The organism is Achromobacter piechaudii NBRC 102461, from assembly GCF_001571245.1.
GTDB lineage: Bacteria > Pseudomonadota > Gammaproteobacteria > Burkholderiales > Burkholderiaceae_B > Achromobacter > Achromobacter piechaudii.
In genome coordinates this window covers 175,287-186,789 of the sequence record NZ_BCTK01000007.1, presented here as the reverse complement: position 1 = coordinate 186,789, position 11,503 = coordinate 175,287, and the positions used below count along the sequence as shown (strand labels likewise).

Annotated in this window: 10 protein-coding genes; 6 read left to right on the top strand and 4 right to left on the bottom strand. The window is 66.0% G+C overall.

The window, feature by feature from the left end:
- The first annotated feature begins 340 nt into the window (after positions 1-340).
- The 6 genes from API01S_RS18630 (at position 341) to API01S_RS18605 (ending at position 7,445) form a co-directional block, all read left to right on the top strand.
- A complete protein-coding gene (locus API01S_RS18630; RefSeq protein WP_061305762.1) occupies positions 341-2,386 on the top strand; it encodes a TonB-dependent receptor in 2,046 nt (681 codons plus the stop codon).
- Between the two features lie 52 nt (positions 2,387-2,438).
- Positions 2,439-3,377 carry a cobalamin-binding protein gene (locus tag API01S_RS18625; protein ID WP_084802457.1) on the top strand — a complete coding sequence of 313 codons (939 nt, stop codon included), beginning with the start codon at positions 2,439-2,441 and terminating at the stop codon, positions 3,375-3,377.
- Between the two features lie 154 nt (positions 3,378-3,531).
- Positions 3,532-4,341, top strand: a complete 810-nt coding sequence (locus API01S_RS18620; protein WP_006217142.1) for a thiazole synthase — start codon at positions 3,532-3,534, stop codon at positions 4,339-4,341.
- On the top strand, positions 4,338-5,180 hold the full coding sequence (gene thiD / locus API01S_RS18615) for a bifunctional hydroxymethylpyrimidine kinase/phosphomethylpyrimidine kinase (protein WP_006217141.1): 843 nt from the start codon (positions 4,338-4,340) through the stop codon (positions 5,178-5,180). Before API01S_RS18620 ends, thiD begins: the two co-directional genes overlap by 4 nt.
- A 173-nt stretch (positions 5,181-5,353) precedes the next feature.
- The gene (locus API01S_RS18610; RefSeq protein WP_061305760.1) at positions 5,354-6,034 is read left to right on the top strand and encodes a protein-L-isoaspartate O-methyltransferase family protein; all 681 of its coding nucleotides are present in this window, start codon (positions 5,354-5,356) and stop codon (positions 6,032-6,034) included.
- A 79-nt stretch (positions 6,035-6,113) separates the two neighbouring features.
- Positions 6,114-7,445, top strand: a complete 1,332-nt coding sequence (locus API01S_RS18605) for a TolC family outer membrane protein (RefSeq protein WP_061305758.1) — start codon at positions 6,114-6,116, stop codon at positions 7,443-7,445.
- A 122-nt stretch (positions 7,446-7,567) separates the two neighbouring features.
- On the opposite strand, the gene rfaE2 is transcribed toward API01S_RS18605, so the two are convergent.
- The 4 genes from rfaE2 to API01S_RS18585 all read right to left on the bottom strand — a co-directional run bounded on the left by rfaE2 (position 7,568) and on the right by API01S_RS18585 (position 11,388).
- Positions 7,568-8,056, bottom strand: coding sequence for a D-glycero-beta-D-manno-heptose 1-phosphate adenylyltransferase (rfaE2, locus tag API01S_RS18600; RefSeq protein WP_006217138.1), 489 nt, complete (start codon positions 8,054-8,056; stop codon positions 7,568-7,570).
- Positions 8,057-8,133: 77 nt separating this feature from the next.
- Complete coding sequence (locus tag API01S_RS18595) at positions 8,134-9,012, bottom strand: ferritin-like domain-containing protein (RefSeq protein WP_006217137.1); 879 nt, start codon at positions 9,010-9,012, stop codon at positions 8,134-8,136.
- A gap of 180 nt (positions 9,013-9,192) precedes the next feature.
- The gene (gene ubiB, locus API01S_RS18590; RefSeq protein ID WP_006217134.1) at positions 9,193-10,746 is read right to left on the bottom strand and encodes a ubiquinone biosynthesis regulatory protein kinase UbiB; all 1,554 of its coding nucleotides are present in this window, start codon (positions 10,744-10,746) and stop codon (positions 9,193-9,195) included.
- A 3-nt stretch (positions 10,747-10,749) separates the two neighbouring features.
- On the bottom strand, positions 10,750-11,388 hold the full coding sequence (locus tag API01S_RS18585) for a ubiquinone biosynthesis accessory factor UbiJ (protein WP_061305755.1): 639 nt from the start codon (positions 11,386-11,388) through the stop codon (positions 10,750-10,752).
- Between the last annotated feature and the right edge of the window lie 115 nt (positions 11,389-11,503).

Genomic DNA, 11,503 nt, shown 5'->3' with positions numbered 1-11,503 from the left:
TGATACAGTTTCGGCCCCGAACCGGTGCTTTCGGCGCATCAGGCTGGCAAGAACGCAACACTTGCCGCCGCGTGCGAAAGGTAAACGGGAAACAGGAAGACGCCCGCCCGGGCCGCCGCGCCGCCCACAAGGCGGCTGGCAAGCCCCGCGTCCAGCCTGTGCTGCCCCCGCAACGGTCCCCATGCGCGCCTCTGGCGCCATGGCAGCCCGATACCGGCCAGTTCGCTCGTCAGGAAGTCCACCGCCGCCGCGCCATGCCCGCCATGGTTTGCCGGGGCGCGCGGACGTCCTCCCATCGTGATTGGCCTGCGGGGTCGCGGGTCGCACCGAGGTTATGTAGATGAAAGCCCGCTCCATCCGGCGTTACGCCGGCGCCCTGCTCTGTACCGCTCCGGCCATCGCCGCCGCCCAGCAAGCTGCCTCCACCGCTCCCGAACTCGATACGGTCACCGTCACCGCCCAGCGCGTGCCGACCGACGGCCGCACGCTGCCGGTGTCCATTTCGGTGATCACCGCCCAGGACATCGCCGCCAGCAGCGCCCGCACCATGCAGGACCTGCTATCGACCCAGGCCGGCATCAACCTGATCAACACCAGCAGCTCCAGCGACAACGCCATCGTCGACCTGCGCGGCTTTGGCCTGACCGGCGCGAGCAACACGCTGATCATGATCGACGGCGTCAAGCAGAACACCAACGACCTGTCGGCGCCCAGCCTGGGCGTGGTGCCGCTGGACCAGGTGGAACGCGTGGAAATCGTGCGCGGCAGCGGCTCGGTGCAATACGGCGGCGGCACGACCGGCGGCGTGATCAACATCATCACCAAGTCCGATTTCTCGAAGGAACCGGTCACCGCCCGCGCCACCGCCACGTTCGGCAGCTACGGCCTGCGCCAGTACGACGCAGCGGTCGCCCTGAACAACCAGAAGGTCGGCGTCGACGCCTACATGCAGTCGCTGCATACGGACGGCTATCGCGACCACAGCGGCGAGCGCCGCGAAGGCGGCGGCGGCGGCATCACGCTGCGCCATGACGATGGCTCGATCCGCCTGTACGGCCGCACGACCACGCAGAAGCTGGAATTGCCCGGCCCGCGCCTGATCAGCCCGTCGACCGGCGTGAACCAATTCGAAGACGACCCGCGCGGCGCGAAGAACGATCTGGACTTCGTCAAGACGACCTCGACCACGTTCGGCCTGCAAGTAGAGCAAGCCATTGGCGTGGGCATGCTGTACGCCGATCTGTCCACGCGCGAGAAAAAGCTGAACGGCCTGACCTATGACGGCTTTGGCGACATCCTGCGCGACCAGAAGCTGGAAGAGAACGTCGCCAGCGTGCGCTATCGCCTGCCGATCAACGGCGGCCACAGCCTGGTGTTCGGCGCCGATGCACAGGAATCGAAGACCACCGCCGACCAGAATGCCTACTACGACTTCGAACCGTCGAAGTGGCAATCCCGCCAGCACCAATACGGCCTGTTCGCCGAAGGCCAGATCCGCGCGACCGACAGCACCACCGTGACGGCCGGCGTGCGCCGCCAGTACGCCTCGGACGACCTGGACGTCCTGAGCGGTTCGGGCACGGCATCCGACCGCAGCAACCACCTGACCGCGTGGCAACTGGGCGTGCGCCAGGAACTGGCTGCCGGCTTCGGCGTGTACGGCAAGGTGGGCCGCAGCTTCCGCCTGCCAAACGCGGACGAACTGCTGTCGGTGCAAAGCCCGCTGGCGCCGCAGACGTCCACCGACAAGGAAATCGGCGTGACGTGGCAATCGGCCGCCAGCAGCGCGCGCCTGTCGTACTTCCGTTATGACCTGACCAACGAGATCCAGTACAACCCGCTGGCCGACGGCATGTGGGGCCCGGGCACCGGCGCCAACACCAACCTGGATCCGACCCGCCGCCAAGGCATCGAACTGGAAGGCCGCACCGCCCTGTCCAGCAGCGTGACGCTGGACGCCAACCTGACCTGGATGGAAGCGCAATTCCGCTCGGGCACCTACGCAGGCGTGGACCTGGCCGGCAAGACCGTGCCGCTGGCGCCCAAGTGGCTGGCCAACGCCGGCGTGACCTGGCGCCCCACCGATGCGTTCCTGTGGAACGTGTCGGCGCAGTACGTCGGCAAGTCGCGCATGGACAACGACCAGGCCAACCAGTTCGACAAGGAGCTGGATGCTTACGTGCTGTTCAACACGAAGGTCGCGTACAAGTTCACGCGCAACGTCGAAGGCGCCATCGGCGTGAACAACATCTTCGATCGCCAGTACGCCACCTACGGCATCCGGGGCGGCAACGCGTCGTTCGAAATGCTGGGCCCCGTCGCCAACTACAACCTGTACCCGGCGCCGGGCCGCAATTTCTACGCGTCGCTCACGCTGCGCTATTGATCGCGGACATCCGATATAGTCGGCGTACTTCGCTGACCATATCGGCCCCTGCATGACCTTTGCTTCTGCATCGATTCGCATTGCCCTGGGGCTGTTACTGGCCCCGGGCGTGCTGCTGGCTCCGGCTATCGCCGCATCGGACGCGCCGGGCCAGACGGCGGCCGTTGCCGCCACGAACGCCCCCATCAACGTGCGGGACGACCGGGGACGCACGGTGTCATTGGCCGCCCCCGCGCGCCGCGCCGTGACGCTGGCCCCACACGCCACCGAGCTGGTTTACGCGGCCGGCGCGGGCGACTACCTGGCCGCCACCATACGCGGCAGCGACTACCCGCCCGCCGTGCGCCGCGTGCCCGTCATAGGCGACGGCACGCAGCCCGATGCCGAGCGCGTGGCCGCCGCGCGCCCCGACCTGCTCATTGCGTGGCAACCCGCCGCCGTCCAGCCGCTCACGCGCGTCATGGACAAGCTGGGCGTGCCGGTGTTCTACAGCGACCCGCTGACGCTGGCCGCCATTCCCGACGCCGTCGAGCGCATGGGCGTGCTGTTCGGCACCGAGGCGGTTGCGCGTCCGGCCGCCGCGCAGTTGCGTCAGCGCCTGGCCGCGCTGACGGCGCGCTACGCCGGACGCCGGCCCGTGCGCGTCTTCGTCCAGGCCGGCATGGACCCGATCTACACGCTTAACGACAGCAGCATCGTCGGCGACGCGCTGCGCGTGTGCGGCGGCGTGAACGTCTTCGGCCAGGCCCCGGTCGTGGCCCCGCAGGTCGGCCTGGAAAGCGTGCTGGCCGCGCGGCCCGAAGCAGTGCTGGCGGGCGTCAGCCGCCCCGAGGACACCGCGCGCAATCTGGCGGCGTGGCAGGCGCTGGGGCTGCCGGCTGCGCGCCTGGGTCATGTGTACGGTGTGGACGCGGACGCGCTGTATCGGCCGGGCCCCCGCCTGATCGACGCCGCCGAAGCCCTTTGCGCCGACCTGGACCGGCTGCGCTGATCGCAGCCCGGACCCTGCGCATTCCTTGAAAAACGGAACGCGGCTTGGGGGCCAGTCGCGCATGCGGCGCGACATCGTGCTTTATCATTCGCAAAAGCCTATCAGTCAGCCTCCGCGGGCATCGCTGCGCGCTCCCGCCCTTTGAAACACCGCCATGACCACACAAGACACTCTCACTATCGCCGGACGCGCCTACTCGTCGCGCCTGCTCGTCGGCACCGGCAAGTACAAGGATTTTGAACAGACCCGCGCTGCGCTGGACGCCAGCGGCACGGAAATCGTCACCGTCGCCATCCGCCGCACCAATATCGGCCAGAACGCGGGCGAGCCGAATCTGCTGGACTACGTGCCGACGTCCAAGTTCACGCTGCTGCCCAACACGGCCGGCTGCTACAGCGCCGACGACGCCGTGCGCACGCTGCGCCTGGCGCGCGAGCTGCTGGACGGCCATGACCTGGTCAAGCTGGAAGTGCTGGGCGACCCGCACACGCTGTTCCCCAACATGCCCGAAACCCTCAAGGCCACCAAGACGCTGGTCGATGAAGGCTTCAAGGTCATGGTCTATTGCACCGACGACCCCATCCAGTGCCGCATGCTGGAAGACATGGGCGCCGTCGCGGTAATGCCGCTGGCCTCGCTGATCGGCTCGGGCATGGGCATCCTGAACCCGTGGAATCTGCGCCTGATCATCGACCAAGCGCGCGTGCCGGTCGTGGTGGACGCTGGCGTGGGTACCGCCTCGGACGCCGCCATCGCCATGGAACTGGGCTGCGACGCCGTGCTGATGAACACCGCCATCGCCGGCGCGCGCGACCCCGTCCTGATGGCCAGCGCCATGAAGAAGGGCGTGGAAGCCGGCCGCGAAGCCTTCCTGGCCGGCCGCATGCCCAAGAAGCTGTACAGCGGCGCGCCCAGCTCGCCCACCGAAGGGCTGATCACCGCCGGCCCGGGCGCGGCGAAATGAGCTCGCGCCAGCAGGACGGCAACGCCCGTCCCATTCCCAACGCACTGACCATCGCCGGCGTCGACCCGTCCGGCGGCGCCGGCATCCTGGCCGACGTCAAGGCCATGAGCGCGCTGGGCGCCTACGGTTGCGCCATCATCGCCGCGTTGACGGCGCAGAACACCCAGGGCGTCACCGGCATCTCGGCCGTGCCGCCCGCCTTCGTCGGTTTGCAGATCGACACGCTGTTCACCGACGTGCGCATCGATGCGGTCAAGATCGGCATGCTGGGCCAGCGCCCGGTGATCGAAGTGGTGGCTGAAAAGCTGGCCAAATGGACCCCGGCGCACGTGGTGCTGGACCCGGTCATGGTGGCCAAGAGCGGCGACCTGCTGCTGGAGAACGACGCCGTGGGCGCCATGCGCGAGGCGCTGCTGCCGCAGTGCACAATGCTGACGCCCAATCTGCCCGAAGCCGGCGTGCTGCTGGAAGAGCGGCCGGTGGAAACCGTCAAGGAAATGCGGCGCGTGGCCGAACGCCTGCGCAACAAGCTGGCGCATTCGGGCCAGCGCTGGGTGCTGGTCAAGGGCGGCCATCTGCCCGGCAACGAAACGATCGACCTGCTGCACGACGGCGACCGCATGATCGAACTACCGGGCCACCGCATCGAAACGGTCAACACCCACGGCACGGGTTGCACCCTGTCGGCGGCGCTGGCGGCGTTGCTGCCACAAATCGGGGACGTACCAGAGGCCGCGCGCCGGGCCAAGGCCTACCTGACCGAGGCCATCCGCCACGCCGAGCGCCTGTCGGTCGGATCGGGCCACGGGCCGGTCCATCACTTCCACGCCTGGTGGTAACTGACTAGCCTTTCACAGCAGTTTTGCCAGACGAACGCGGCGCTTTTCGAAGCGCCGCGACCGTTTCCGGCGGGGTCATTGCGCCTGAAACCACGGCTTGGCACGCGCGGCGTCACAGGACGCTACGAATCGGTACAATGGTCGGCTGATTCCTCTGTTTTTTCCTGACCGTCATGAACGCTTCGACCCTGCCCGACGTAGAACAAGCCCGCTTCAACATGGTGGAACAGCAGATCCGCCCGTGGGGCGTCCTGGACGCCAACGTGCTGCAAGCGCTGTTCGATGTGCGCCGCGAACAATTCGTTCCGCCGGCCCTGCGCGCCTTGGCGTTTTCCGACCTGGAACTGCCCCTTGAAATCAATGCGGTCAACACCCGTCAGAACATGCTGGCCCCCAAGGTCGAAGCACGTCTGGCGCAAGAACTGCAATTGACCAAATCCGACTGCGTGCTGGAAATCGGCACCGGTTCCGGCTACCAGGCCGCGCTGCTGGGCTATCTGGCCCAACAGGTGACCTCGGTTGAAATCGACAGCCGCCTCGTGACGTTCGCGCAGCAAAACCTGCAAATGAACAACGTCACCAACGTCAAGGTCGAAACCGGCGACGCCCGCAACGGCTGGGGCTCGACCGAATACGACGCAATCCTGGTGACGGGCTCGGTTCCGGTTGTGCCGGACGCGCTCAAGTACCAATTGCGCGTGGGCGGCCGTCTGGTCGTGATCGTGGGCCAGGCTCCTGTCATGACGGCCTGTCGCATCACCCGCACCACCGCCGCCAGCTTTGAAACGGTGAACCTGTTCGAAACCGTCATCAAGCCGCTACGCGGCGTCGCGGTTTCGCAGTTCAAGTTCTAAACCCTATCCCTGCCGCCCCTCGCCCGCGCCCTTTCCGGGCCAGCGCACCCCGGGGCGGCCCGGCGTATCGTTGAAAATCATGCGCGTCCGATTGCTTACGGCTTTACTGGTTTTTACCTGCGCCGCAAGCGTCGGTCCGTCGCCCGCGTTTGCGCAGAACCTGATCCAGGTCTGGCAAGCCGCACTGGGCAATGACCCCTCCTATGCCGCCGCCCGCGCCAACTACCGCGCCGGGCTGGAAAAAGAGCCGCAGGCGCGTTCGCTGCTGCTGCCGCTGATCTCCGCCGAAGCCGGTGGCGCCTACCAGGAAACCCGCAGCACGCGCGGCCTGGGCGTGGCGTATAGCGGCGGACGCGGCGTCTGGGATCTGGCGCTGACGCAGCCCCTGTTCGATTGGGGCCGCTGGCAGAACTACGAGCAATCCAAGCTGATCGTCGCCGACGTCGAAGTGCAGTTGCAGCAGGCCTATCAAGACCTGCTGCTGCGCGTGGCGGATGCCTATTTCAACGTGCTGTACGCGCAGGACGCGCTGACCGCGACCGAGGCCGAGAAGGCCGCCGTGGCCGGGCAGCTGGAATCGGCCAAGCGCAATTTCGAGCTGGGCAACTCCACCGTCACCGACACGTATGAAGCGCAGGCGCGCTACGACCTGGTGGTGGCGCAGCAATTGCGTTTGCAGAACGACCTGGATGTGCGCCGCGACGAGCTGGCCAAGATCATCGGATCCCCGCCAGGGGCGCTGGCCGAACTGCCCTATGGCGTGCAACTGCCCTCGCCGCAGCCCGCCCGCCTGAACGACTGGAGCACGCAAGCCGAGTCGTCCAGCCTGGAAGTGCTGCGCGCGCAATTGCTGACGCGCATCGCCGGCCGCGAAATCCAGATCGCCAAGAGCGGCCACTACCCCACCTTGAACCTGCGCGCCTCCAGCGGCAGCGCCAGCGACGCCGTCATGCGCAATGCGGCGCCGGGCAAACCGATCGACAGCACCGTGGGCATCGTGCTGTCCATCCCGCTGTATTCCGGCGGCGGCGTGTCGTCGCAGGTGACCGAAAAAGTACAGCTGGAACAAAAGGCCCGCTACGACTTCGAAACCGCGCGCCGCCAGGCCATCCAGGCCGCGCGCCAGTACTACACCGGCGTCACCAGCGGGCTGGCCCGCATCCAGGCGCTGGAAGCCGGCGAAAAATCCAGCCGCGCCGCCGTCGAGGCCAACCGCACCGGCTATGAAGTCGGCGTGCGGATCAACCTGGACGTGCTCAACGCGCAGCAGCAGCTGTATGCAACGCAGCGCGACCTGGCGCTGGCGCGCTACAGCACGGTGCTGTCGGGACTGCGTCTGAAGGCAACCAGCGGCATCCTGGCCGAAACGGACCTGGAAGCGATCAACCGATTGCTGCGCGAACCGCGCTAAGGGCAAGGGGCGGTATTGCACCGCGCCGGATGTGGGGTCGTGGTGTTGGCTCGAACCGCTACGGGGTCATGCCCGGTGCAAGGTCGGGGTTCTGTACCCAGCAGCCCGCTCGGGCCCGCGCTTCAACTGCCCTGGATCTTCTTGACCAGCGCTGTCGTCGAGCGCTCGAACTCAAACGGAATCGCCACGGCACGGCCGCCCCAGCTTTTGACCAGCGCGGTTTCGGGCAGCTTTTCCATGTCGTAGTCGCCGCCCTTGACGATCAGGTCGGGCTTGATCTGGCCGATCAGCGCTTCGGGCGTGTCTTCGTGAAATGACGTGACAACGGTCACACAGCCCAAAGCAGCCAGCAAGGCGGCGCGGTCTTCCATGCGGTTCAGCGGACGCTCGGCGCCCTTGCCCAGGCGGCGCACCGATTCATCGGTGTTGACGGCCACCACCAGCGTGGCGCCCAGTTGGGCGGCCTGGTCCAGATACGTGGCGTGGCCACGATGCAGGATGTCGAACACGCCGTTGGTGAACACCAGCGGACGCGGCAGGCGGCCAGCGGCGACGGCGGCGACGCATTCGTCGCGGGACAGGACTTTGGATTCAAAACGGGCGGCGGACATGCGGCGATTATATCTGCGCATCCACCGCCCGAAAGCGCTTGCGGCGGGCAGCCATGCGGCGCCCGCCTCGCCTGCGATCAGGCGCCGCCCAGGATGATCTGCTTTTCCTTGGGAACGACCAGCGCCGTCATTTCCTTGCGGTAGCGGTTCAGGTCCTTCACCGTTTCAAAGCTGCGATCCATCAGCTTGGACAGGATATGCAGGATGCGGCTGGCGACCTTCTGTTCCCAGATGCCGTCAAAGCGGATCTGCGTATCGAGCCAGTGCTCCAGCCAGCCCGGCTCGGGCAGGCGCGATTGCACCGTGTCGTTGGGGAACAGGTCTTTGTTGACGTGCAGGTTGGTCGGGTGCAGCGCCTGCTGCGTGCGGCCGGCCGAGGCCATCAGCACGCCGATTTTCGAGAACGCCAGGCGAGCCTGTTCGCTGGTGTCCTGACCGCGGTCATGCAGCGCGCGGCGCATGTATTGCAGGTAGGCGCCAGCATGGCGGGCCTCGTCCTGCGCGACGGTCTTGTAGATGGCCTTGATGACCGGCTCGGTGTGCCATTCGGCGGCGCGACGATACCAGTGGTTCAGGCGGATTTCGCCGCAGAAATGCAGCATCAGCGTTTCCAGTTCCGGCGCGGCGTCGAATTCAAAGCGCACGTTGTGCAGCTCTTCTTCGGTCGGGACCAGGTCCGGGCGGAAACGGCGCAGGTATTCGATCAGCACCAGCGAATGCTTTTGCTCTTCGAAGAACCACACCGACATGAACGCGCAGAAGTCGCTGTCGCCACGGTTGTCGCGCAGGAACATCTCCGTAGCCGGCAGCGCGGCCCATTCGGTGATGGCGTTCATCTTGATCGTGTTGGCTTGCTCGTCCGAGAGCTTGCTGCGATCGAAATCTCCCCAGGGGATGTCGTGCGCCATGTTCCAGCGCACGGCTTCCATGGTCTTGAAGAGTTCAGGATAAAGCATGGTCTGCCCTTGTATTCGTCCCGCTTGTGGGGCGATAGAAATTAATGAATGGCGCGCGCGTCTTTCCGGCGTGGCGCTGCATTCATCCACCGCAGCGCTATTTTTCGCCGTTTCCCGCGAAGCTATGATGACCGTTTCATGAATGAAACATGACAGGGTAGGTCTAGAACATCGCGCCGCCTATCGGGTCAAGGCCCATATTGCGACCCCGATCGCAAGAGCCACTACCCCAACCAGCGCTGCAACCAGCCGGTTGTTCTGCTCCTGGGCGCGCCGCAGGTGAATCATCTCGGCCAGCAGCGCTGGCGAGACGTTCGGACGGCTCAGGTGGTCATGGACCAGCCTGGGCAAAGCCGGCAGCATCTGCGACCACTGCACGGCTTCTTTTTCCAGGCTTTGACGCAGCCCCTTGATTCCGACACGTTGGCGCATCCAACGTTCCAGATAGGGCTTGGCAGTCTTCCAGAGATCCAGGTCGGGATCGAGCTGGCGGCCCAGACCCTCGACGTTCAGCAAGGTCTTTTGCAGCAGCACCAGCTGCGGCTGGATCTCGACATTGAACCGGCGCGACGTCTGGAACAGGCGGAGCAGGACCTGCCCCAGCGAGATCTCGGACAGCGGCCGGTCAAAGTAGGGTTCGCAGACGGCGCGCACGGCGCCCTCAAGCTCTTCTTCGCGCGTGTCGGCGGGCACCCAGCCCGACTCGATGTGCAACTGCGCTACGCGCCGGTAATCACGATGGAAGAAGGCCAGGAAATTCTGCGCCAGATAATTCTTGTCGAATTCGGACAGCGACCCGACGATACCGAAGTCCAGCGCGATGTAGCTGCCCAGCGTGTCGGGGCGATCGGACACGTAGATGTTGCCGGGGTGCATGTCGGCGTGGAAAAAGCCGTCGGTGAACACCTGCGTGAAGAAGATCTCCACGCCGGTGCGCGCCAGCGTCGGAATGTCGATGCCGGCCTCGCGCATGCGCTCGACCTGGCCCACCGGCATGCCATACATGCGCTGCATGGTGAAGACGGTGGACGCGGTGTATTCCCAGATGACCTCGGGCACGATCAGCATGTCGCCCCGGCCGGACTCGGGGCCGAAGTTGCGGCGCAGCTGGCTGCAATTGGACGCTTCGCGCACCAGATCCAGTTCGTCGTGCAGATATTTGTCGAACTCGGCCACGACTTCGCGCGGCTTCAGGCGACGGCCATCGGCGCCCAGACGCTCGATGATGCGCGCGACGATCTTGAGCAGCGACAGATCTTTTTCAATGATGCCCAGCATGCCGGGCCGCAGCACTTTCACCGCCACTTCGCGGCCGTCATGCAGCACGGCGAAGTGAACCTGGGCGATCGAGGCGGAAGCAACCGGGTCCACGTCGAACTGCGCGAACAGCTTTTCAGGAGGCGCGCCCAGCGCGGCCTCGATGCAGGCGGCGGCCTGCAGCGAGGGGAACGGCGGCACCCGGTCTTGCAGCAAGGCCAGTTCGTTGGCGATATCGGCCGGGATCAGGTCGCGCCGGGTGGACAACACCTGGCCGAACTTCACGAAAATGGGGCCCAGCGATTCCAGCGCCAGTCGCAGACGCTGCCCGCGCGGCTGGCGCGGACGCGTGCCCAGGCGGATGACGCGCAGCAGGCCGGTGGCCAGCGGATGATTCAGGCTGGAAAGTACGAGTTCATCCAGGCCATAACGCAGTGATACGACGATGATGCGAAGCAGGCGCAGCAGGGGAAACATGAATCAGGCACCCCGCTTCACGCTGGCAGTAGCCAGACGGGTTTGCAGGGCGGTGGCCGAACGCGCCAAGGCATCGGCGCGCGCGGTCAGGTCGGCCAGGTCCAGGCGCCATTGTTCCAGCGCCGGGCGGCCCACCAGCACGCCGCTTTCTTCAGCCAGGTATTCCGATACGTTTTCAGCCAGGCGCTTGCCGGCGTTGCGCGCACCGTCAGTTGCGGCGCGAACGCCACCCACGAGGCGCAGCGCGGCAATATCGCCCACCACGCGGGCCAGCGCATCTTCGGGATCGAAGCGCAATTGCTTGGACAGGTCGGCCACGACCTGGGCCAGCGCGGCGTCGCCGGAAATATGCGTGGCTTCGGCGAAATCGGGCGTTTCGCGGTCGGCGCCCAGGCGCGGCAAAGGCAGCTTTTCCGGCGAGACCGTCAGCGTCACATCCGGCACCACCGCCGGATCGGCCTGCGCGGCCAGGCCTTCGCTATCGATCGTCAGGCCCAGCATGAATCCCCCCAGCGCGAAGCGCACCGTCTTGCCAGCATGACGCGCAAGACGTTCGCGCGCCCAATCCTCGCGCTTCAACAGGGCGTTGAGCGCGCTGACGGCCATTCGCGAGGGCGTGGGCAAAAGGGAAAAAGGCAGCATGGGGGTCTGCAACGCCTAGTAGGGGTTGCCGGAATTAGTGGCTAAATCGGGAGTGTAACGGGTTAGATGGCACCGCGTTTAGTACAACGAGACATGGAAAAACCGGCCCCTGTAG